Origin of the sequence: Cellulosimicrobium sp. PMB13 (genome assembly GCF_051294865.1) — a bacterium.
Lineage (GTDB): Bacteria > Actinomycetota > Actinomycetes > Actinomycetales > Cellulomonadaceae > Cellulosimicrobium.
On record NZ_CP145910.1, the window covers coordinates 292265 to 314440 of the forward strand.

Here is a 22176-nt window from a genome sequence, read left to right on the forward strand (position 1 = left end):
CCCCGCGAGCCGGTCTCGCTCAGGCGTCGCGCACCGCGACCCGCGGCAGCACGAGCCACAGCGCCGTCAGCAGCACCAGGACCGAACCGCTCGCCCAGAGCGCCGCCGTGCGTCCGACGACGACGTCCACCACGAGCAGGACCGTGCCGGTGAAGACCAGGGCGAGCACGACGATCCCGGCGCGCGTGACGCGGTCGCTCAGCGTCACCAGCTCGGGCTTGCGGTGCTTGCGGAACAGCGCCCGGTGGATGCTCACCGGCGTGACGAAGAGCCCCGTCGTCAGCACGGACAGCCCGACCAGCGTCAGGTAGACCCCCACCTGGAACTCGTCGAGGTCGGCGAACCGTGCCTGGAACGGCAGCGTCAGCAGGAACCCGGTGAGGATCTGCACGCCCGTCTGCATGACGCGCAGCTCCTGCAGCAGCTCGACCCAGTTGCGGTCGGACCGCTCGTCGGGGGTCTCGTCCCGCCCCCGGTCGTCCGCTCCGGTCCGTGCCTCGTCGGCGCCCACACTCATGTCGTCCCTCCGTCCGTCGGAGCGGGTTGCACCCGCTCGACCCGCTCGTCCGCCGCAGACCGCCTTCGGCCGCGCGCTGGGCTAATCTTCCACTGCTGGGGTCAGGAATCGGCTCCGTCCTGCTTCGACCCCCGGGGACACCCATCGATGGACGCCGTCCTGCCCTCCGACGACCCAGAACCCGCGATCACCCTCCCGAGCCGCCTCGTCGCCGTGCTCGCCGCCCTCGCCGCGGGAGAACCTCAACCCGTCGGCCGCTTCCGCGTCGACCTCGCCACCGAGCGGTGGTGGTGGTCCGACGAGGTGTTCGCCATGCACGGGTTCGCACCCGGCGAGGTGGTCCCGACGACCTCGCTACTTCGCGCGCACACCCATCCGGACGAGCGCGAGCACGGCGTGCGTGCGCTCACCCTCGCGGCCCGTGAGGGCCACCCGTTCGGCTCCATGCACCGCATCGTGGACGCGGCCGGGCGGACACGCACGCTCGCCGTCGTCGCGCAGGGTCGGCGGAGCAGGACGAGCGGCGAGGTCGTCGAGCTCTCGGGCTACTTCGTCGACGTCACGGAGCACCATCGCGAGGCCGCGCGGCGCGAGGCGACGGCCTCGATCCGTGCCGCGGACGCCTCCCGGTCGGTGATCGAACAGGCGAAGGGGGTGCTCATGGTCGCGTTCGGGGTCGACGCCGACGAGGCGTTCGAGCTGCTGCGCAAGCGGTCCAACGACGCCAACGTCGCGGTGCGCGAGCTGGCGCGGCGGCTCGTGGGCGGGCTCGGCACGTCCGGCGACGTCGTCGAGGCGGCCCGCGAACGCGTCGACGCGCTCCTCACCGACGCCGAGCGCGATCCCGCCGCGGAAGCCGACCGTGCGCGCCTGGAGGGATCAGGAACCTGACGTCGGCGCGTCGGGACGGTCGATCCCGGGGACGCGACGCGTCTCGACGATCTGCCGCGCGACGTCGACCAGCTTGACGTTCGAGTCCTGCGAGACCCGGCTCAGCACGGCGAACGCACGGCTCGACGACAACGAGAAGCGCTCCATGAGGATGCCCTGGGCCTGGCCGATGAGGGTGCGGGTCTGCACGGCGGACTGGAGCTGTTCCTCGGTCCGCGCCGCCGAGATCGCCGCGGCGGCGACTGCGGCGAACGTCGCGGCGAGGTGGTGGTCGTCGAGCCCGAACGCGTCGCGCGTCGTCGCGTACATGTTGAGCGCGCCGTGCGCGGTCTCCGACGTGTAGAGCTGGACGCAGAGCATCGAGCGCACGCCCAGCTCGTCCGCGACCTTCGGGGACCACCGGGGCCACCGCACGTCGGCCTCGATGTCGCCGGACTCCACGAGCGGGGCCTCACGGATCGCGTCGAGGCACGGGCCCTCGCCGAGCTCGTACTGCAGCTCGTCCCCGCGCGCGACGAGCGGGTCCGACACCGCGGGGCTGTCGATGCGGCCCCGCGAGATGAGCGAGATGCCCGCGGACTCGCAGCCGTCGACCATCGACACCGCGAGCTCGACCACGCGGTCGAGCGTCTGCTGGAGCGTGGGCTCGTCCGCGAGAGCACGCGCCGCGTCGGCGACGCGGCCCGTGACGGTGAGTCCGTCGACGACGATCGGCGCACCTGGTGCCGCTCCGGTGGCGCCGGGCGCGGACCCGGAGGCGCCGGGTGCGTCCTGGGCCGTCGTGCTCGGCTCGGCCGTCCGCTGCTCGATGCTCGTCATGAGGCGCTCCATTCTCGGTCAGTCCGGTACCAGCCTACGTCGGCCACGACCGTCGACCCGCGCCGGAACCCCGCCCGGGCACGAGGCCCGGGCGAGGCGGGAGCGGTGGCCGTCTCGCCCGCACAAGGCGTGGCGGCTGTGTCCCGACCACGGGCGCCGTCGCTCTCGCGAAGGACCCGCTCCCGGACGAGCACGGCGGGCTCGTCCTCCGTCCTCCCGCGGGCTGCGGCGATCGGCCGAGCAGCCGCGGCCCCGGGGAGGTCTCGGGGCTCAGAACACGGGCTTGCCGCCCGTGACCCCGAGCACCGTTCCCGACACGTAGCTCGCGTCCGACGCGGACGCGAGGAACACGAACGCCGGCGCGACCTCCGCGGGCTGCCCCGCGCGACCGAGCGGCGTGTCCTGACCGAACTGCTCGATCTTCTCCGCCGGCTGCGTGGCCGGCTGGAGCGGCGTCCAGATCGGCCCGGGGGCCACCGCGTTCACCCGGATGCCCTGCGCGCCGAGCTCGGCCGCGAGGTTGACCGTGAGGTTGTTGATCGCGGCCTTCGTCGACGCGTAGTCGAGCAGCGACGTCGAGGGCTGGTAGGCCTGGATAGAGGAGACGTTGATGACGCTCGCCCCCTCGCCCAGGTGCTCGAGCGCCGCCTGCGTGACCCACAGCAGCGCGTAGAGGTTCGTCTTCAGCACGCGGTCGAACTCGTCCGTCGTCGCGTCCGCGAACGACTCGCGCCGGGCGTACTGGAAGCCGGCGTTGTTGACGAGCACGTCGAGGCCGCCGAGCTCCGCCACGGCCCGCCCCGGGAGGGCGCGCGCCGTCGCCTCCTCGGTGAGGTCGCCGGGCAGGAGCGCGACCGTGCGGCCGGCCTCCCGGACCCACCGTGCCGTCTCCTCGGCGTCCTCCTGCTCCTCGGCAAGATAGGAGATCGCGACGTCGGCGCCCTCGCGCGCGAACGCGATCGCGACGGCCCGGCCGATCCCCGAGTCGCCTCCGGTGATCAGCGCACGCCGGCCCTCGAGCCGGCCGGTGCCGCGGTACGAGCGTTCGCCGTGGTCCGGCGTCGGGTCCATCCGTCCGGTCAGTCCGGGCGGCTCCTGCTGCTGGGCAGGGAACGCGGGGGTGTCGTCCGTCATGTCGTCCTCCTTCTCAGCCGCGAGCCGGCTCGCGGCGTCGGGCGAGCTGGGCGTCGTGAGCGCGCGGCCGGGCCGGCGGCTTGACCGCGGCGAGCGCTCCGGCGACCGTCGCCTCGGCCGTCGGGCCGACCCCGCCCGCCTTCGACAGGGCGGCCATCACCTGGGCCGCCGCGTCGTGCACAGGGGTCCCAGCCTCGCTCGCGGCTTCCGCGAGCAGGCGGGCCGCCTCCAGGTCGTCGACGCCGTGGACGGCCATGAGGACGCCCTTCGCCTGCTCGACGGCCGCGGCGGTGACGAAGGCGCGGGTCACCGCACGGTTCGCCTCGCGGTCGAGCACCTCGCGCTGCACGGGCGTCACGTCGACGACGTACCCGGCGATCTCGACGACGCGGCCCCTCGCGTCGCGTCGACCCTGCCCGGTGATGACGACCGTCCGCGCGCGGCCGTGGCCGTCGACGATCCGGTGGGCGCACGAGAACGGACGCCCGGTGCGCAGCGCGTCGGTCCCGACGCGCACGACGCGGGCGCGGTCGTCCGGGTGCTTGCGCGAACGCAGCGCGTCCAGCCCGGGCTCGATGTCGCCGGGCTCCCAGCCGTGCATCGTGTACACCTCGTCCGACCACCACCACGTGCCGGTGCCGATCTCGACCCGGTACTGCCCGACGAGGAGGTGCGTGCCGAGGGCGAGAACCTCGGCGAGGGACGCCGGGCGCACGGGGGTGGTCTGCGCGGGGCTGACGGCGGTCACGGAGTTCGGGGCCATGTGGTCCTCCTGGATCCAGGGGGTTTCGGGCCGCTTCTTGACTCCGCCTCCAACCTAGCCCAGAGGTCGGCGGACGGCACCCGCACTTCGGTAGCGTGCGGCCATGACCCCTCCCGAGGACCGGCGGACCGTCGTGCAGCACGTCGACGCCGCGCTCGCGCTCGTCGACCCGCTGCCGGTCGTGGAGCGCGACCTCGACGGCGCGCTCGGTCACGTGCTCGCCGCCGACGTCGTCTCGCTCCTCGACTCCCCCGCGGCCGACGCGTCGGCCATGGACGGCTACGCCGTCCGGACCGCCGACGTGGAGGGCGCCACGCCGGCCGCCCCGGTGACCCTGCGCGTCGTCGCGGACGTCCCGGCGGGCGGCTCTGGCGGGGCGACCGGCGGCTCGGGCGGCGGCTCGGGCGGCGGCTCGGGCGGGACCGACGACCCGGGCGGCGGACCGGGCGGGTCCGGGCCGCACATCGGCCCCGGGGAAGCGGCGCGCATCATGACGGGGGCCGTCGTCCCGGTCGGCGCGGACGCCGTCGTGCCCGTGGAGGAGACATCGACCGGCCGGTTCGTGCCGGGCTCGGGCCCGTCCCGTGACTCGTGGGTCGGCACGGTGACGCTCCCCGTCGCGGACCGGGGCGGTCCGCGACGCACGCACGTCCGCCGGCGAGGAGAGGACGTGCGGCGCGGTGACGTCGTGCTGGGGTCCGGCACGCGGCTGGGCGCGCGTCACGTCTCGGTGGCCGCCTCCGCCGGACACGCGACGCTGCCCGTCCACCGCGAGCCGCGCGTCGCCGTCGTCTCGACGGGCAGCGAGCTCGTGCCGGCCGGGACCGCCCCCGGGGCCGGCATGCTGCCCGACTCGAACTCCGTGCTCGTCGCCGCCGCGGCACGGTCGCTGGGGGCGTCCGTCGTGCGACGCGGCGCCGTGGCCGACACGCTGGCGGACCTCGGAGCGGCGCTCGACGGGGTCCTGTCGAGCGCGTGGCCCGACGGCGCCGTCGCACCGCCCGACCTCGTGGTCACCACGGGCGGCGTGAGCGCCGGGGCGTTCGACGTCGTCCGCGGGCTCCTCGACCCTGCGACCCGGTCAGGGACGGCCTGGGAGGACGCAGTCACCGACGCGCAGCTCGTCGCCGTCGGCATGCAGCCCGGCAAGCCCCAGGGCCTCGCGCGCTGGCGGGGCGTCCCGTGGCTCGCCCTCCCGGGCAACCCGGTGAGCGCGTTCGTGTCGTTCGAGCTGTTCGTCCGCCCCGTCGTCGACCGGCTGCGGGGCTGTCCCGACCCGCGCCGCAGGCTCGTCACCCGGGTCGCGGGCGAGGGCTGGGCGTCGCCCCTCGGCCGGGAGCAGCTCGTGCTCATGCGGCACGCGGGGCCCGACGACGCGCACGTCGTCCTCGCGCGACCGGAGCACGGTCGCGGGGTCGCCGACGGCGGCGGCGCCGCGGGTGCTGCGGCCGTCGGGGCGCAGGGCTCAGGCTCCCACCGGCTCTCGGCGCTGGCGTCCGCCGACGCGGTGGCCGTCGTGCCGGCCGACGTCACGGCCGTCGCGGCGGGCGACGCGGTCCGCGTGCTCCTCCTGGACTAGCGCACCGACGAGCCGCGCGCCGGCGACTACTTCGCGGTCGGGATCGGGTGACCCTCCGAGGCCTGCACGACGACGATCCCCTGCCCGGACAGCGCGAGCTGGTACGCCTCGCCCGACCCGCGCCCGATCGCGGCGCCGAGCTTCGCCGTCTTGCGGACCGACGACTGCAGCGACGTCGACCACAGGACGGCGGCCTGCATGTCGACGAACGTCGGCACGTCGACGCTCAGCACGACCGGCGTGCCGTACGCCGTGACCGCGATCGAGCCGGTGCCGCGGAAGGTCGTGTTGAACAGCCCGCCGCTCATCATGGACGCGCCCTCGACGCGGTTGATGTCCCACGTCAGCGAGCTCTCGAACGCGAGCACGTTCGCGCCGTTGACCGTGACGCCCTCGTCCTCGAGGTGGAGCACGAACACCTGGTCGGCGTCCTGGGCGAGGAACACGTCGCCGCTCCCGGAGACCTTCATGAGGGACATGCCCTCGCCGGTGAACGCCTTCTTGAACATCTTGCCGAGGCCGCCCGAGCCCTCGTACGCGAAGTCGACGTCGCCCTGGTAGGCGACCATCGAGCCCTGCTTGGCGAAGAAGAACCCGCCCGTGCCGGACAGGTCCACCTTGAGCATGCGGTCGTTCTGGAGCTGGAAGCTGCCGGGCTCGACGGAGCGCTCGGCGTGGTCGAGGAGTGAGCTGCGCATGGCCCCGATCCTGCGTCACGGCGGCCCCGGTGGCAACGGTCGCGCGCCGGGGACGCGGCCGAGACCGAGGGCGGACGTGGAACCACGGGAGGACCGTGGAAGAGTGGGCGCATGAGCTTCACGCACCTCGACGAGCGCGGCCACGCACGCATGGTGGACGTCACCGAGAAGCAGCCCACGGTCCGGTCCGCGACGGCCACGGGCGTCGTGCGGTGCCCGCCGCACGTCGTCGCGGCGCTGCGCGACGGCGCCGTCCCGAAGGGTGACGTGCTCGCCGTCGCGCGCATCGCCGGGATCGCCGGCGCCAAGCGCACTGCCGAGCTCCTGCCGCTCGCGCACGTCATCGGGGTGCACGGCGCGGCCGTCGACCTCACCGTGGGCGACCACGGGGTCGACGTCACGGCGACCGTCCGCACCGCCGACCGGACGGGCGTCGAGATGGAGGCGCTCACGGCCGTCGCGGTCGCGGGGCTCGCCGTCGTCGACATGGTCAAGGGCCTCGACAAGTCGGTCGAGCTCACCGACGTCCGCCTCGTCGCGAAGACGGGCGGCAAGTCCGGCGACTGGAGGCGGTCCGACGGCTCCGCCGTCGTGGGCTCGGGAACCGGATGATGCCGCACCGACCCCCCGCGCAGACCCGCCACGACGCGCCCTCGTCCCCCGGCCCCCGGTCCCGCACCGGGCTGCCGGCCTTCGACGCGCTCGTCCTCGCCGGAGGGCGCGCGACGCGGCTCGGGACGCCGAAGCCGGGCCTCGTCGTCGCCGGCCGGCCCCTCCTCGAGCACGCGCTCGCGGCGACGTCGGGCGCACGGGTGACCGTCGTCGTCGGGCCGGACGAGCTCACGGACGCCACCGACGGGCCCGCGCGCTACCTGCTGACGCGCGAGGACCCGCCGTTCGGCGGGCCCGTGGCCGGGATCGCGGCGGGCCTCGCGGCATTGCGCACCGTGGCACCCGACGGGAACGCCGCCGGGCTGCTCGACGCTGCGACCGGGTCTGCCGCGACCGCGGCGCCCGACGACGCCCCCGCGCCCTGGGTGCTCGTGCTCGCGTGCGACGTCCCCCGCGCCGCGGACGCCGTCCCGCTCCTGCTCGCGGCGGCCGCGGACACCGACGCGACCGGTGAGCCCGTGGACGCGGTCCACGCCGTGCGCGACGGCCGCGACCAGTGGCTCGTGGGGCTCTACCGCCGGGACGCGCTCGACGCCGCGGTCGCCCGGCTGCGAGCGGCGGGCGGCGTCGACAGCGCGCCGGTGCACCGCCTGCTCGGAGCCCTCACCGCGCGGACGGTCGAGGACGCCGCGGGCCTCACGGACGACGTGGACACGTGGCAGGATGCCCACGAGCACGACCGTCGCGCCGGGACCGGCCGCGCGGCGGACGACCGCACGCCGCACGGCACACCCACCGACAGGAGGCCGCGATGACCAACCTCGAGCGCTGGGTGGACGCCCTCGTCGACGAGTACGACCTCGACCCCGAGGTCGTCGACATCGGGGCCGTCCTGGACCTCGCGCGCGACGCGGCCCACGGCGTCGAGCGCCCTGCGGCCCCGCTCACGACGTTCATCGCGGGGTACGTCGCCGGGATGGCCGCGGGCGAGGGCGCGGACCACCCGATCGAGGACGTGCTGGCCCGCGCCACCGAGCTCGCTCTCGCGTGGACCGCCGAGCCCGAGCTGCCCGGCACCGAGACCCCGGGGGCCTGACCCGTGGCCACCGTCCGGTACTTCGCCGGCGCGCGCGAGGCCGCGGGCGTCGAGTCGGAGAGCGTCGCCGCGACGACCGTCGGCGCGCTGCACGCGGCGCTCGTCTCCCGGCACCCCGCCCTGACCGACGTCCTGCCGCGCTGCTCGCTGCTCGTCGGCGGCGTCCGCGCGTCCGACGACGCGGCTCCCGTCGGCGCGGACGAGACCGTCGACGTCCTGCCGCCCTTCGCCGGGGGCTGACCCAACCCCGAGGCACGAGCTGTCAGCACCCCACCGGTGCCTGGACCGGCCCGGCGCTGACAGGTTGCCGCCCCGAGAAGGTGTCAGCACGCGAGCGGTCCGGAGACCTGCCCGGTGCTGACAGGCCGTCCGGCCCGGTGCTGACGGCGAGGCGCGCTCGGCGCTGACAGGTCAGTGGTCGCCGCCGCCGAGCTGGGACAGCACGTGCGGCACGAGCGGTTCGAGCACGGCCCAGCCGTCGCGCACCCCGCCTGTCGAGCCGGGCAGGTTCACGACGAGCACGCGACCGTCCGGGCCGGGGGCGGTCCCCGCGATGCCGCGCGACAGCACCGCGGCGGGCACGTGGGCGGCGCCGCGCCGGCGCAGCTCCTCGGCGATGCCGGGGACCTCCTGGTCCACGACCAGCCGCGTCCCCTCGGGCGTCAGGTCGCGCGGCCCGACGCCGGTCCCTCCCGTCGTGAGCACGACACGCGCCCCGGAGGCGACGGCCCGGGCGACGGCGTCGCGGACGGAGGCTGCGCCGTCGGGCACGAGATCGGTGCCCACGCTGCCGTAGCCCGCGTCCGCGAGGAGCCCCACCAGGAGCGGGCCGGACCGGTCCTGCGCCTCCCCGCGCGAGCAACGGTCGGACACGGTGACGACGACGACGTGGACGTCGGTGGAGGGCGGTCGCGGGTGCTCGCTCATGGGGGCACGGTACCGACGTACCGGCCGCAGCCGTCGCGCGAGACCGCCACGCACGTGCCTAGGGTGGACGAGGGTGACGGCACCGGCGCCGCTCCCTCGCAGCCCCAGGACGAAGGAGTTCCGATGAGCACCGCCCGGTCCGTGACCTCCCGCCGCACCTCCCCGCGAGGAGCCCGGCACGCCGCCCGGCTCGCGGTCGGCACCGCGGTCGTCGTGGCGCTCGCCCTCGCGACGCCCGCCTCCGCCGCCCCCGACGTAGACCCGCAGGCCGCGGACGACGGGTACGAGGTGATCTTCGACGGCACGCAGGAGTCGTTCGACGCGTGGGAGTACGCGGGAGACGGCGGGTTCGACCTGCTCGACGACGGCACGATCCGCAGCCGGGTCGGCGAGGACGGCGGGTTCGGCACGCTCTGGTACCCCGTCCTGCAGTACGGCGACTTCTCCCTCACGCTCGAGTTCCGCGACGACGCCCCGGGGGACCTGCGCGGCAACAGCGGCGTCCAGGTGCGCTTCCCCGCTCTGGACGGCCCCGTCGAGGGCTGCCCCACGACCTTCAACGGCAGCGAGACGGGCAACCTCTCCTGGATCGCCGTCAACTGCGGCCACGAGATCCAGGTGAACGACTCCCCGGAGGGCGGCTCGAACGACCCGCGCAAGACGGGGTCGGTCTACGGCTTCGCCGACATCGGGCTCGACCGGGCCATGCCGACGCCCAAGGGGACGTGGAACGAGCTGGAGGTGCGCGTCGTCGGGCAGCACTACACGGTGATCCGCAACGGCGTCGTGATCAACGAGTACGAGAACCTGCCCGGGGTCCCCTTCCCGGGCCGGCCGCTCGACCCGGACTCGAGCAGCCGCGGACTCGTCGGGTACGTCGGCGTGCAGGCGCACGGCTCCGCGCCGGACGTGGTGTCCTACCGCGACATCCGGGTCCGCGAGCTGCCCCCCGTGACGACGCAGGCGAGCGTCCGCTGCCTCGCCGGGACGGCCTACGTCGCGGTGCGCGCGCAGAACGTCGGGGACGACGCCGTCGACCTGACGCTCGCGACGCCCGCCGGGCAGCGGGAGTTCACCGACGTCGCGCCGCAGCGCAGCGCCTACCAGGCGTTCAACACCCGTGCGGCGTCCGTCCCGGCGGGTTCCGTGTCCCTCACGGTCGCCGGGGACGACGGCGGCCCCGTCGTCGTCGAGACGCCGTTCGCGGCGGCGGACTGCGGCTGACCCACCCCGCCCGCCGGGCGGCACGTCCGATCCCTCGCTCACCGCGCGCTCCACCACCTTCCTGGGCATAGTGGGCAGGGATCGCACCAGCCCGTCCTGCTCGCCCAGGAGGCCGCATGTCGCAGTCCACCCTGCCTACCCCCGAGGCACCGTCCGGGCCCGTCCCCGCAGGTCCGGTCGAGGACGCGTTGCTCCGGCTCGGCAAGCACCTGCGCCCGGGCGAGGTGTCCGCGGACCTGCGCCAGGTGTTCCTGCGCGGCGGTCGCGAGGGCGACGTCTTCTACCGGGACCGGTGGTCGCACGACAAGGTCGTGCGGTCAACCCACGGCGTGAACTGCACGGGGTCGTGCTCCTGGAAGGTGTACGTCAAGGACGGCATCATCACGTGGGAGACGCAGCAGACCGACTACCCGTCGGTGGGCCCCGACTCGCCCGAGTACGAGCCGCGCGGCTGCCCGCGCGGGGCCGCGTTCTCCTGGTACACCTACTCGCCGACGCGCGTGCGCTACCCGTACGTGCGCGGCGTCCTGCTCGACCTGTACCGGCGCGCGAAGGCGACGGTCGGCGGTGACCCGGTCCTGGCGTGGGAGTTCCTCACGTCCGACCCGGACGCGTCGCGCGCCTACAAGTCGGCCCGCGGCAAGGGCGGTCTCGTGCGCGCGTCGTGGGACGAGGCGGCCGAGATCGTCGCCGCGGCGCACGTCCACACGATCAAGCGCTGGGGCCCCGACCGCGTCGCCGGGTTCTCCCCCATCCCCGCGATGTCGATGGTGTCGCACGGCGTCGGCGCGCGGTTCGTGCAGATGCTCGGCGGCACGATGCTCTCGTTCTACGACTGGTACGCGGACCTCCCGGTCGCGTCGCCCCAGGTGTTCGGCGACCAGACCGACGTCCCCGAGTCGGCCGACTGGTGGAACTCGACCTACTGCATCATGTGGGGATCCAACGTCCCCGTGACCCGCACGCCCGACGCCCACTTCATGACGGAGGCCCGCTACCGCGGCCAGAAGGTCGTCGTCGTCTCGCCCGACTACGCGGACAACACGAAGTTCGCGGACGAGTGGCTCGCGCCGCAGCCCGGCACGGACGGGGCGCTCGCCCAGGCCATGGGCCACGTGATCCTCACCGAGCACTACGCCCGACGCCGCACGCCCGAGTTCGCGCAGTACGGCGCCCGCTTCACGGACCTCCCGCACCTCGTGCGCCTCGAACGGCGCGACGACGGCACGTACCTCCCCGCCAAGTTCCTCACCGCCGCGGACCTGCCGGACGACATGCTCGCCGCCGCCGCGGCGACGCCCATGGCCGACGGCGCCGCGCCCGCGAACGCGGCGTTCAAGACGGTCGTCCTCGACGCCGACGGCACCCCCCGGATCCCGAACGGCTCCCTCGGCCACCGCTACGGCGACGCCGACGCGGGCCGCTGGAACCTCGACCTGGGCGACATCGACCCCCTCCTCTCCGTCGCCGACCCGCACGGCGCCTTCTTCGGCGCCCCGGGCGTCGCCCCGACCCGAGACGCGACCGACCGAGGTACTACCTCGGCAGACCAGGGCTCTACCTCGGCCGACCAGGGCTCTACCTCGGCAGACCAGGGCTCTACCTCGGCGACGGACCGGGGCGAGCCGACCGCGCACGCCGCACCCACGCCGTCGGGCACGACGGCCCCGACCACGGCCCGTGGCGAGACGGCAGCGGAGGCGGAGACGGGGGCGGCGTCGGAGGCGAAGGGCGTGGCGGGCCTGGCGGGAGGAGCCCGAGGGACGAGGGCTCCGGATGGTAGCCCGAGCCCCGACGCCGCCCCCGTCCCCGCCGGACCCGACGCCGCCCCCGTCCCCGCCGGACCCGGACACAGCGCGCACGAGACGTACGAGACGGTCGAGGTCGCGCTCCCCCGGTTCGACGTCGACCCGACGCCCGGCGACGACGCCTCCGCCCACACGGGCGGCTCCGGCGTCGTCGTGCGCGGTGTGCCGGTGCGCCGCGTCGGGGACCACGTGGTGACGACGGTCCTCGACCTCATGCTCGCGCAGTACGGCGTCGACAGGCCCGAGCTGGGCCTGCCGGGCGAGTGGCCGACGGGCTACGACGACCCGTCGACGCCGGGCACGCCGGCGTGGCAGGAGCAGTTCACGGGCGTGCCCGCGCCGGCCGCGGAGCGCATCGGCCGCGAGTTCGCCCAGAACGCGCTCGACTCGGGCGGGCGCTCGATGATCATCATGGGCGCGGGCGCGAACCACTGGTTCCACTCGGACACGATCTACCGCGCGATGCTCGCGCTGACGACGCTCACGGGGTGCCAGGGCGTGAACGGCGGCGGCTGGGCGCACTACGTGGGGCAGGAGAAGTGCCGCCCGATCACGGGGTGGGCGCAGTACGCGGGCGGGCTGGACTGGGTGCGCCCGCCGCGGCAGATGATCGGGACGGCGTTCTGGTACCTCGCGACGGACCAGTGGCGCTACGACGGGCTGCCGGCGGACTCGCTCGCGTCGCCGCTCGCGCAGGGCCAGTTCGCGGGCCGGACGACGGCCGACACGCTCGTCGAGTCGGCGCAGCGCGGGTGGATGCCGAGCTACCCGACGTTCGACCGCAACCCGCTCGACCTGGTCGGCGAGGCGCGCGCGGCGGGCAAGGACCCGGCCGCGCACGTGGTCGACGAGCTCAAGGCCGGGAACCTGCGGTTCGCGTGCGAGGACCCGGACGCGCCGGAGAACTTCCCGCGCGTCGTGACGGTGTGGCGGGCGAACATCCTCGGGTCGTCGGGCAAGGGCAACGAGTACTTTCTCAAGCACCTGCTGGGGACGGACGCGGCGGTCAACGCGGCGGAGTCCGGGCCAGAGCGGCGGCCGCAGACCATGACGTGGCGCGACGAGGCGCCGCAGGGCAAGCTCGACCTGCTCGTCACGCTGGACTTCCGCATGACGTCGACGACGCTGTTCAGCGACGTCGTGCTCCCGGCCGCGACCTGGTACGAGAAGCACGACCTGTCGAGCACGGACATGCACCCGTTCGTGCACTCGTTCAACCCGGCGGTCGACCCGCCGTGGCAGACGCGCACGGACTTCGCGACGTTCCACACGATCGCGGCCAAGGTCTCGGAGATGTCCGTGGAGCACCTCGGGGTGCGCGAGGACCTCGTCGCCGTGCCGCTGCAGCACGACACCCCGGACGAGATGGCGGTGCCGCACGGCGCGCTCACCGACTCGGGGCAGCCGATGACCGAGCGCGAGCTGGTCCCGGGCCGGACCATGCCGAAGCTCGTCGTCGTGGAGCGCGACTACCCCGCGTTCGCGGCGCGCATGGCGGCGCTCGGGCCGCTCACCGACACCGCCGGGATGGCGACGAAGGGCGTCGCGTTCATGCCGGACGAGGAGGTGCGGCGCCTGGGCCAGCGCAACGGCGTCGTGCAGGACGGACCGGCCGCCGGGCGTCCGCGCCTCGACAAGGACACGCACGCGTGCGAGATGATCCTCGCGCTGTCCGGGACGACCAACGGCCGGTTGGCGGTGCAGGGCTTCGAGCACCTCGAGAAGCGCACGGGGACGCCGCTCGCGGACCTGGCGCGCGAGGAGGAGGGCGTGCGGATCACGTTCCCGGACGTGCAGTCGCGCCCGACGCCGGTCGTCACGTCTCCCGAGTGGTCCGGTTCGGAGCACGGCGGGCGCCGGTACTCGGCGTTCGTCGTCAACGTCGAGCGGCTCAAGCCGTGGCACACGCTCACCGGCCGCCAGCACTTCTACCTCGACCACGACTGGATGATCGAGCTGGGCGAGCACCTGCCGATCTTCCGGCCGCCGCTCGACATGCACCGGCTGTTCGGCGACTCGCCCGTGGTGGGCGACACGTCGCCGTCGGGCTACCCGGGGTCGGACGGGCACGCCGAGGTCGCGGTCCGGTACCTCACGCCGCACAACAAGTGGTCGATCCACTCGGAGTACCAGGACAACCTCTTCATGCTGTCGCTCTCGCGCGGCGGACCGAACGTGTGGATGAGCCCCGCGGACGCGGCGAAGATCGGCGTCGCCGACAACGAGTGGATCGAGGCCTACAACCGCAACGGCGTCGTGGTCGCGCGGGCGGTGGTGAGCCACCGCATGCCGGAGGGCACGGTCTACATGCACCACGCGACCGACCGGACGATCGACGTGCCGCTCGCCGAGACGTCGGGGCTGCGCGGTGGGATCCACAACTCGCTGACGCGCATCCTCCTCAAGCCGACGCACCTCGCGGGCGGCTACGCGCAGCTGTCGTACGCGTTCAACTACCTCGGCCCGACCGGCAACCAGCGGGACGAGATGACGGTGATCCGGCGGCGGTCGCAGGAGGTCCGGTACCAGTGACGGCGCGACGGCTCGTGGGGGTGACGGCATGAAGGTCATGGCGCAGATGTCGATGGTGATGAACCTCGACAAGTGCATCGGGTGCCACACGTGCTCGGTGACGTGCAAGCAGGCGTGGACGAACCGCACGGGCGTGGAGTACGTGTGGTTCAACAACGTCGAGACGCGGCCGGGCCTGGGCTACCCGCGGACGTACCAGGACCAGGACAAGTGGGAGGGCGGCTGGGTCCGCACGAAGAGCGGGAAGCTCAAGCTGCGCGCCGGCGGGCGGCTCAAGAAGCTCGCGACGATCTTCTCCAACCCGAAGCTGCCGTCGATCCACGACTACTACGAGCCGTGGACGTACGAGTACGACATGCTCCTCTCCGCGCCGCAGGGCAAGCACACCCCCGTGGCCCGCCCGAAGTCGTTGCTCACGGGCGAGAACATGCAGATCTCGTGGTCGGCGAACTGGGACGACGACCTCGGCGGCTCCACGGCGACGATGCAGCAGGACCCCGTGCTCCAGCACATGAGCGAGCACGTCGCGGAAGAGCTCGAGAAGACGTTCATGTTCTACCTGCCGCGCATCTGCGAGCACTGCCTCAACCCGGCGTGCGTGGCGTCGTGCCCGTCGGGGGCGATGTACAAACGGGCCGAGGACGGCATCGTGCTCGTCGACCAGGACCAGTGCCGCGGCTGGCGCATGTGCGTGACGGGCTGCCCGTACAAGAAGGTCTACTTCAACCACAAGACCGGCAAGGCCGAGAAGTGCACGCTGTGCTACCCGCGGCTCGAGGTCGGGCTGCCGACGGTGTGCTCCGAGACGTGCGTCGGCCGCCTGCGCTACCTCGGCCTCGTGCTGTACGACGCCGACCGCGTCTCGACCGCCGCGGCCGCCGAGGACGAGCACGACCTGCTCGCCGCGCAGCGCTCGATCCTCCTCGACCCGCACGACCCCGAGGTCGTCGCCGCGGCCCGCCGCGAGGGCATCCCCGACGACTGGATCACCGCGGCGCAGGCGTCGCCGATCTGGAAGCTCATCTCCGAGTACGAGGTCGCGCTGCCGCTGCACCCCGAGTACCGGACGCTCCCGATGGTCTGGTACATCCCGCCGCTGTCCCCGGTCGTGGACACGGTCACGGCGTCAGGCAACGACGGCGAGGACGGGCGCACGCTGTTCGCCGCGATCTCGCAGCTGCGCATCCCGCTCGAGTACCTCGCCGGGCTGTTCACCGCGGGCGACACCGCACCCGTCGAGCGCGTGCTGCGACGCCTCGCCGCGATGCGCTCGTCGATGCGCGAGGTCAACCTCGGCAACCCGTTCCCCGAGGAGCACGCGGCCGCCGTCGGGATGACGGGGCGCGAGGTGCAGGAGATGTACCGGCTCCTCGCGATCGCGAAGTACGAGGAGCGCTACGTCATCCCCACCGCCCACACGGAGATCGCGCGCGAGCTCGACGAGATGGCGTGCTCGCTCGACGTCGACGGCGGGCCGGGCATGGGCGGGTACGGCGGCACGACCATGGGCGGTGGTGGGCCGTTCGGCTCGTCGTCGGGGCAGCCGATGCCGGTTGCCGTCGAGAACTTCCACGTGCTCCAGGCGCGTCAGACGGGCGACTCTCCGCACGAGCCGTCGACCACGTCGCGCGTGAACCTCCTCAACTGGGACGGGAGAGGGCGGCCCGCGGGCTTGTTCCCGCCCGAGATGGAGTCCGGTCACGCGGCCGACGTCGGGCAGGGCGGCGGCACGCCGCCCGGCGCGCTCGGCACGCTGCCCGGCGGGCGGCAGGACGCGCGCTTCGACGCGGTCGACGGCGTGGAGTCGGCGGGCGAGCCACCGAGACCCGACGCTCCGGGCTCGACGGGCGGCGCACCATGACCTCGCTGCTGCCGCTGCCCCGCCTGCGGCCCGGTGCCCGACGCCGCGGCGCCGGGACCGCCGACGACGCCGCCCGGGCGTTCGCTCCCGTCCCCACGACGGCCGCGCAGCGCCGGACCGCGCACATGGCGGCCTCGCTCCTGCTCGCCTATCCCGACGACGACGTGCTCGCCGCCGCTGCCGCCGTCCGGCCCGCGCTGGCCGGGCTGCCCGCCCCGGTGGCCGAGCGGCTCGGCGGGTTCTGCGACCTGCTGGACCACGCGGCGTCGGGCACGGACGGACCCGGCGGCCTGCGGGAGCTCCAGGCGCGCTACGTCGCGACGTTCGACCTCAAGCGCAAGTGCTCGATGTACCTGTCGTACTACGCCGCCGGGGACACGAGGCGTCGCGGGATCGCGCTCGTCCGGTTCGTCGAGGCGTACCGGGCCGCGGGCTGGGAGCTCGCCGCCCGCACGCCCGCGGGCGGGCCGGAGCTCCCCGACTACCTGCCGACCGTGCTCGAGTTCTCCGCCCGCACGACCGGCGACGACGCGACCATCGCCGCAGGGCTGCTCGGCGCGCACCGCGACGGGATCGAGGTGCTGCGCGCGGCGCTCGCCGACGCGGGGTCGCCCTGGGCACCCGTCGTCGAGGCGGTGTGCCTCACCCTGCCACCGCTCGACGAGGCCATGGAACGACGCTACGAGGCGCTCGTCACCGCCGGGCCACCGAGCGAGATGGTCGGGCTCGAAGGACTCGCGCCGTTCGGGCCGACGGACACCGACGAGAGAGGTGGGCGGCGATGAGCGGGGTGAGCGCAGGAGAGATCCTGCTGTGGGTCGTGCTCCCGTACGTGACGTTCGCGGTGCTCGTCGTCGGGTCGATCTGGCGCTACCGGTACGACAAGTTCGGCTGGACCACCCGGTCGAGCGAGCTCTACGAGAAGAGGCTCCTGCGCCTCGGCTCGCCGCTGTTCCACTTCGGGCTGCTGTTCGTCGTGCTGGGGCACCTGCTGGGGCTCGTCGTGCCGAAGGCGTGGACCGAGGCCGTCGGCATCAGCGAGGGGTTCTACCACTTCATCGCGACGTCGATGGGGACGGTCGCGGCCGTCGTCGCGGTCGCTGGCCTCCTCATCCTCATCTACCGCCGTCGCACGACCGGCCCCGTCTTCCTCGCGACGACGCGCGTGGACAAGGGCATGTACGTGTTCCTCGCCGCCTCGATCCTGTCGGGCGCGTGGGCCACGGTGGAGACGCAGATCCTCGCGGGCGGCCACGGCTACGACTACCGGGAGACCATCTCGCCCTGGTTCCGCTCGCTCTGGTACCTCCAGCCGACGCCCGAGCTCATGGCCGGTGTCCCCGCCGCGTTCCAGGTGCACATCGTCGCCGCGATGCTCCTCTTCGCCGTGTGGCCGTTCACGCGCCTCGTGCACGCGTTCTCGGCACCGGTCCCGTACCTGTTCAGGCCCTACGTCGTGTACCGCTCGCGCGACACGACGACGTCGTCGCGCGAGCCGCGACCGGGCTGGGACCCGTCCTCCCCGCCGAGACGACGCTGACGGCGTCCCCTACCGAACCGCTGCCGAACCACTCCCGGATCACGGGTGAAAACGGCGCAGGGACGCCCCGAGGCGTCCCGCGCCCCCCTCCTTCCAGAGGCGGCCACACCGGCTGCTCCCACCACCTGGAGGAGGCTTCACCATGTTCCACGCAGCCGCGACGCCCGGCACCCCGGCCGCCGCACCCCGTCCGGGCGTGACCGCCGGCCCCGCCGCTCCGGCCGCCGCCTCGGCGCCGCGCCAGCTCGTCGCCACGGTCACCGGGCACGTCGACACCGCCGTCGGCGCGACCGCCCGGTTCCTCACGCGATGGTCGGTGCCCGCGCTGCGCGTCGCGATCGGCCTGATCTTCCTCGGCTTCGGCGTCCTGAAGTTCGTGCCGGGCGGCAGCCCCGCCGAGACCATCGCCGCCCGCACGGTCGAGACGCTCACGTTCGGCGTCGTGGGCGGCACCACGGCCGTCCTCTTCACCGCCGTGCTGGAGACGTTCATCGGCCTGTGCCTCATCACCGGCCGTTTCCTGAAGATCGGCCTGCTCGCCCTCGCCGTGGCGTTGGCCGGGATCCTGTCCCCGCTCGTCCTGTTCTTCGGCGAGCTCTTCGGCGACGGCATGACCCTCATGGGCCAGTACGTCCTCAAGGACGCAGTGCTCGTCGCCGGGGCGTCCGTCGTCGCGGCCGTCGCGCTGGGCGCGCGCCTGAAGCTCGAGGCATGACCGCACCGCACGACACCGAGCCAGCCGCCCGAGCCACCCGCCCGAGCCGGCCGCCGAGAAGTGAGTTCCCACCCCAGATCCTGATGATTCCGGGGCGGAGGCTCACTTCTCGGCGGTTGCGGGAGGTGTGCCGGGTCAGCGCGCTCGCAGGTCGAGCGTCATGAAGACGCTGTTCGGGTCGTCGGTGTAGTCGGCGAACGGCGGGCACCCGACGAACCCGTGCCGCGCGTAGAGCCGTCGCGCCGGGCCGAAGTAGTCCTCCGCACCGGTCTCCAGGCTCACCCGGTGCATCCCGCGGCGTCGTGCCTCGTCGAGCAGGAACGCCAGCACCGTCGCGGCGACCCCTCGCCCGCGTGCGGCCGCCGTCGTGCGCATGGACTTGAGCTCGCCGAGACCGCCCGCGTGCTCCTTCAGCGCACCGCACCCGAGCAGCGCCCCGTCCGCCGAGCGCGCCGTGACGAACGTGATCTCCGGGACCCGCAGCCGTTCGACGTCGAGCGCGTGCACGCTCTCCGGCGGCGACGTCGCGAACATGTCGTCGAGGTGCTCCTGCAGCAGCGCGAGGACGTCGGCTGCCGACGGGTCCTCGACGGCGACGCGCACGTCGCCGCGGGTGGTCGTCTCGTTCACGGGACGAGGGTCGCACACGCCTCCGAGCGGGGCGACGCGCCTCTCGGGCGGCACGGCCCTCCCCCCGACGACGTCCCCTACGGCCGGGCGTACTCCGCGAGCGTCACACCGGAGCCGAAGGTCTGGGTGCTGGTGTTCTCCCACCGCTGCGGCGCGTAGTCGCGCGCGCCGAACAGCGGGATCCCCCCACCGAGCATGACGGGGTTGATCTTCAGCGCGAGCCGGTCGATCTCGTCGGCGAGCACCGCGGCGAGCACGCCCCCGCCGCACAGCCAGATCCCCTTGCCGTCCTCCTGCTTCAGCGCGCGGACCGTCTCCACCGGGTCGGAGTCCGTGACGTGCACCCCCTCGCTCCCGGCAGGCGCCTCGTGCGCCCGGGAGAAGACGATCTGCCGCAGGTGCTCGTACGGGTTCGGCAGGTGGTGGTCGGGCAGCCCGACGGCGTAGGTGTTCCATCCCATGAGCACGGTGTCGAACGGGCCGTCGGCGACCGGGAGGCCGACCGCCTCGGCCAGCCGCGTCGGCGCGGTGCCGCGATACCTCGCCCAGATGGGTCCCATGTGGTCGCCCTCGGCGAGGAAGGCGTCGAACTCACCGTGCGGGCCGGCGATGTATCCGTCGAGGCTGACGGCGGCGTAGTAGGTCACTTCTCGCATCGTGTCTCCAATCACTACGGGTGCAGTGGTTGCACACTACAACAGGTGAAGTGGTTGGGCTATCGTCGGCGCATGGTGAAGAACACGGCCCGACGCACGGCGCTGGCAGATGCCGGGATCGCCGTGCTCGCGCGCGAGGGGTCGCGCGGCCTGACGCACCGTGCGATCGACGACGAGGCCGGGGTCCCGACGGGCACCACGTCGAACTACTTCAGGAGCCGCGACGCGCTCGTCGCCGGGTTGTTCGAGCGCATCGGGGCCCGCCTCGCGCCCACGCCGGAAGACCTGGCCGGACGAGCAGCACAGCAGCCCAGTCGCGCACTGTTCGCCGACTACCTGCGCGACATCGTGCGACGACTGTCCGCCGATCCTGACGTCACCCGGGCCCTGTTCGAGCTGCGGCTCGCCTCCGGACGCCGGCCCGAGCTCGCCGCCGTGCTCGAACCATGGCTGCGCGCCGGGTTCGAGGCCGACGTCGAGTTCAACCGGTCGGCAGGCCTGCCGGGCGGCCGCCGCGAGATCGCCCTCTTCCACTACGCGATCGACGGGCTCCTCTTCGACCGGCTGACGACACCGGTCGACCCGGAGATCCCAGTCGACGACGTGATCGACGCACTCGTGGCAGGTCTCCTTCCGGCGCGATAACCCCTCGTCGAGACGACGGAGGAACGAACGCCGCGGCGTCGCGCACGACCAAGACCACGGCGAGGCGACGGCCGAACGGACGCAGCGGCGTTGTCCACGACCCAAGACCACGCCGAGACGACGGCCGAACGGACGCCGCGGCGTCGTCCACCGAGGCCACGGCGAGACGAGGGCCGAGCGGGCGGTGCGGCGCCGGATGCGAAGGGCGTAGAGGCCGCGCTCCTCAGACGGACGGCCGACCGCACGAGGTGACGGCGCGGACAGCCCGAGCACCGGCGCCGCACCGCCCGCGGACCCCACAACGCGCTGCGTCCGTAGGTGCGGCGATAGAATGCTCTTCATGCCGCATTTTCGGATCCGCGACGCCGCCAACCTGCTCGGCGTCAGTGACGACACCGTCCGGCGGTGGGTCGACGCCGGGGACCTCGCCGCGAGCGCCGACGACGCCGGGCGCAAGGTCGTCGACGGCGCGGAGCTCGCGCGGTTCGCCGTCGCGCAGTCGCACCCGACACCCGATCCGTCGGGCGTCGCACGGTCGGCCCGCAACCGGTTCGTGGGGATCGTGACGGACGTCGTGAGCGACCAGGTCATGTCCCAGGTCGAGATGCTGTGCGGCGGGCAGCGCGTCGTGTCGCTCATGAGCACGGAGGCCGTGCGCGAGCTGCGGCTCGAGCCCGGGAGCCTCGCCGTCGCGGTGGTCAAGGCGACGACCGTCATCGTCGAGACCCCTGGCGGCGCCGCGTGAGCGCAGCCGCCCGCGTCACGGCGGCGCTCGGGTCGTTGGCGCTCGCGGTCGGCCTCACGGCGTGCGGCGCGGACGGGGAGCCGGGGGCTCCGGAGGAGCGCACGCTCACCGTGCTGGCGGCGGCGTCGCTGCGCGACGTGTTCACCGACCTCGCCGCGGACTTCGAGGCGGAGCACGACGGCGTGACGGTGTCGCTGTCGTTCGCGGGGTCGTCGGACCTGGGCGACCAGATCCTCGCGGGTGCGCCGGCGGACGTCTTCGCGTCCGCCGACGAGCGGACCATGGACCGCATCGTCGACGCCGGCGACGCGAGCGACCCGGTCGCGTTCGCGACGAACACGCTGACGGTCGTCGTGCCGCCCGGCAACCCTGGAGGCGTCGGGTCGTTCGCCGACCTCGCGCGCGACGACGTCAAGGTCGTCGTGTGCGCGCCCGAGGTGCCGTGCGGGAGCGCCACGGACGCGGTCGCCGACGCCGCGGGCGTGACGATCCACCGCGTGAGCGAGGAGGCGAGCGTCACCGACGTGCTCGGAAAGGTGACCACAGGCGAGGCCGACGCCGGGCTCGTCTACGTCACGGACGCGACGCTCGCGGGCGACGACGTCGAGGTCGTCGACGTGCCCGAGACCGACGCTGCGCTGAACACCTACCCGATCGCCGTGGTCGCAGCAGCAGCCGACGCCGGGGCGGAGCAGGAGGAGCTCGCGCACGCGTGGGTCGACCTCGTCACCGGCGAGACCGGCCAGGCCGCGCTCGCCGGGGCGGGCTTCGGCGCGCCGTGACC

23 protein-coding genes are annotated in these 22176 nt (G+C 73.9%); 15 read left to right on the plus strand and 8 right to left on the minus strand.

Annotated features, from left to right (window positions below):
- Positions 1 to 19: 19 nt before the first annotated feature.
- Positions 20 to 517, minus strand: a complete 498-nt coding sequence (locus tag V5D56_RS01535; protein ID WP_435737306.1) for a DUF6328 family protein — start codon at positions 515 to 517, stop codon at positions 20 to 22.
- 147 nt (positions 518 to 664) lie between these two features.
- Between V5D56_RS01535 and V5D56_RS01540 the strand changes: the two genes are divergently transcribed.
- On the plus strand, positions 665 to 1408 hold the full coding sequence (locus V5D56_RS01540) for a PAS and ANTAR domain-containing protein (protein ID WP_435737307.1): 744 nt from the start codon (positions 665 to 667) through the stop codon (positions 1406 to 1408).
- Here V5D56_RS01540 and V5D56_RS01545 read toward each other — a convergent pair.
- The 3 genes from V5D56_RS01545 to V5D56_RS01555 form a co-directional block, all read right to left on the minus strand.
- Positions 1397 to 2227 (minus strand): GAF and ANTAR domain-containing protein, encoded by an 831-nt coding sequence (locus tag V5D56_RS01545; protein WP_435737308.1) that lies wholly within the window; start codon positions 2225 to 2227, stop codon positions 1397 to 1399. The genes V5D56_RS01540 and V5D56_RS01545 overlap by 12 nt on opposite strands.
- A gap of 270 nt (positions 2228 to 2497) precedes the next feature.
- Positions 2498 to 3361 carry an SDR family oxidoreductase gene (locus V5D56_RS01550; RefSeq protein ID WP_435737309.1) on the minus strand — a complete coding sequence of 288 codons (864 nt, stop codon included), beginning with the start codon at positions 3359 to 3361 and terminating at the stop codon, positions 2498 to 2500.
- Positions 3362 to 3374: 13 nt separating this feature from the next.
- Positions 3375 to 4124 (minus strand): PAS domain-containing protein, encoded by a 750-nt coding sequence (locus V5D56_RS01555; RefSeq protein ID WP_435737310.1) that lies wholly within the window; start codon positions 4122 to 4124, stop codon positions 3375 to 3377.
- 103 nt (positions 4125 to 4227) lie between these two features.
- Between V5D56_RS01555 and V5D56_RS01560 the strand changes: the two genes are divergently transcribed.
- Positions 4228 to 5703, plus strand: coding sequence for a molybdopterin molybdotransferase MoeA (locus tag V5D56_RS01560; RefSeq protein ID WP_435737311.1), 1476 nt, complete (start codon positions 4228 to 4230; stop codon positions 5701 to 5703).
- Between the two features lie 26 nt (positions 5704 to 5729).
- On the opposite strand, the gene V5D56_RS01565 is transcribed toward V5D56_RS01560, so the two are convergent.
- Entirely contained in the window at positions 5730 to 6401 is a 672-nt protein-coding gene (locus V5D56_RS01565; RefSeq protein WP_435737312.1) for an AIM24 family protein, read from the minus strand.
- 111 nt (positions 6402 to 6512) lie between these two features.
- Here V5D56_RS01565 and moaC point away from each other — a divergent pair, with 111 nt between their 5' ends.
- The 4 genes from moaC to V5D56_RS01585 are packed head-to-tail and all read left to right on the plus strand — an operon-like array spanning position 6513 to position 8349.
- Complete coding sequence (moaC, locus tag V5D56_RS01570; protein WP_435737313.1) at positions 6513 to 7013, plus strand: cyclic pyranopterin monophosphate synthase MoaC; 501 nt, start codon at positions 6513 to 6515, stop codon at positions 7011 to 7013.
- Complete coding sequence (mobA, locus tag V5D56_RS01575) at positions 7013 to 7828, plus strand: molybdenum cofactor guanylyltransferase (protein WP_435737314.1); 816 nt, start codon at positions 7013 to 7015, stop codon at positions 7826 to 7828. Before moaC ends, mobA begins: the two co-directional genes overlap by 1 nt.
- Positions 7825 to 8109: a DUF6457 domain-containing protein gene (locus tag V5D56_RS01580; RefSeq protein ID WP_435737315.1), complete on the plus strand. Its 285-nt coding sequence runs from the start codon at positions 7825 to 7827 to the stop codon at positions 8107 to 8109. Before mobA ends, V5D56_RS01580 begins: the two co-directional genes overlap by 4 nt.
- A gap of 3 nt (positions 8110 to 8112) precedes the next feature.
- Positions 8113 to 8349 carry a MoaD/ThiS family protein gene (locus V5D56_RS01585; RefSeq protein ID WP_435737316.1) on the plus strand — a complete coding sequence of 79 codons (237 nt, stop codon included), beginning with the start codon at positions 8113 to 8115 and terminating at the stop codon, positions 8347 to 8349.
- Positions 8350 to 8520: 171 nt separating this feature from the next.
- On the opposite strand, the gene V5D56_RS01590 is transcribed toward V5D56_RS01585, so the two are convergent.
- Positions 8521 to 9036, minus strand: coding sequence for a MogA/MoaB family molybdenum cofactor biosynthesis protein (locus V5D56_RS01590; protein WP_435737317.1), 516 nt, complete (start codon positions 9034 to 9036; stop codon positions 8521 to 8523).
- A gap of 123 nt (positions 9037 to 9159) precedes the next feature.
- Between V5D56_RS01590 and V5D56_RS01595 the strand changes: the two genes are divergently transcribed.
- The 6 genes from V5D56_RS01595 (at position 9160) to V5D56_RS01620 (ending at position 18716) form a co-directional block, all read left to right on the plus strand.
- Complete coding sequence (locus V5D56_RS01595) at positions 9160 to 10260, plus strand: 3-keto-disaccharide hydrolase (RefSeq protein ID WP_435737318.1); 1101 nt, start codon at positions 9160 to 9162, stop codon at positions 10258 to 10260.
- A gap of 116 nt (positions 10261 to 10376) precedes the next feature.
- Positions 10377 to 14600: a molybdopterin-dependent oxidoreductase gene (locus V5D56_RS01600; protein ID WP_435737319.1), complete on the plus strand. Its 4224-nt coding sequence runs from the start codon at positions 10377 to 10379 to the stop codon at positions 14598 to 14600.
- A gap of 28 nt (positions 14601 to 14628) precedes the next feature.
- The gene (gene narH, locus V5D56_RS01605; RefSeq protein WP_435737320.1) at positions 14629 to 16461 is read left to right on the plus strand and encodes a nitrate reductase subunit beta; all 1833 of its coding nucleotides are present in this window, start codon (positions 14629 to 14631) and stop codon (positions 16459 to 16461) included.
- A complete protein-coding gene (narJ, locus tag V5D56_RS01610) occupies positions 16458 to 17246 on the plus strand; it encodes a nitrate reductase molybdenum cofactor assembly chaperone (protein WP_435737321.1) in 789 nt (262 codons plus the stop codon). The genes narH and narJ overlap by 4 nt, the downstream gene beginning before the upstream one ends.
- Entirely contained in the window at positions 17243 to 18001 is a 759-nt protein-coding gene (narI, locus tag V5D56_RS01615) for a respiratory nitrate reductase subunit gamma (protein ID WP_435737322.1), read from the plus strand. Before narJ ends, narI begins: the two co-directional genes overlap by 4 nt.
- 142 nt (positions 18002 to 18143) lie before the next feature.
- Entirely contained in the window at positions 18144 to 18716 is a 573-nt protein-coding gene (locus V5D56_RS01620) for a DoxX family protein (protein WP_435737323.1), read from the plus strand.
- A gap of 135 nt (positions 18717 to 18851) precedes the next feature.
- Here the strand turns inward: V5D56_RS01620 and V5D56_RS01625 are convergent, their stop codons facing one another.
- Positions 18852 to 19346, minus strand: coding sequence for a GNAT family N-acetyltransferase (locus V5D56_RS01625; RefSeq protein WP_435737324.1), 495 nt, complete (start codon positions 19344 to 19346; stop codon positions 18852 to 18854).
- Between the two features lie 77 nt (positions 19347 to 19423).
- Complete coding sequence (locus V5D56_RS01630; RefSeq protein ID WP_435737325.1) at positions 19424 to 20002, minus strand: dihydrofolate reductase family protein; 579 nt, start codon at positions 20000 to 20002, stop codon at positions 19424 to 19426.
- 72 nt (positions 20003 to 20074) lie between these two features.
- Here V5D56_RS01630 and V5D56_RS01635 point away from each other — a divergent pair, with 72 nt between their 5' ends.
- From V5D56_RS01635 to modA, 3 genes are all read left to right on the plus strand, one after another.
- Positions 20075 to 20647: a TetR/AcrR family transcriptional regulator gene (locus V5D56_RS01635; RefSeq protein WP_435737326.1), complete on the plus strand. Its 573-nt coding sequence runs from the start codon at positions 20075 to 20077 to the stop codon at positions 20645 to 20647.
- Between the two features lie 340 nt (positions 20648 to 20987).
- Entirely contained in the window at positions 20988 to 21392 is a 405-nt protein-coding gene (locus tag V5D56_RS01640) for a TOBE domain-containing protein (protein WP_435737327.1), read from the plus strand.
- Positions 21389 to 22174: a molybdate ABC transporter substrate-binding protein gene (gene modA, locus V5D56_RS01645; RefSeq protein WP_435737328.1), complete on the plus strand. Its 786-nt coding sequence runs from the start codon at positions 21389 to 21391 to the stop codon at positions 22172 to 22174. The genes V5D56_RS01640 and modA overlap by 4 nt, the downstream gene beginning before the upstream one ends.
- Positions 22175 to 22176 lie beyond the last annotated feature (2 nt).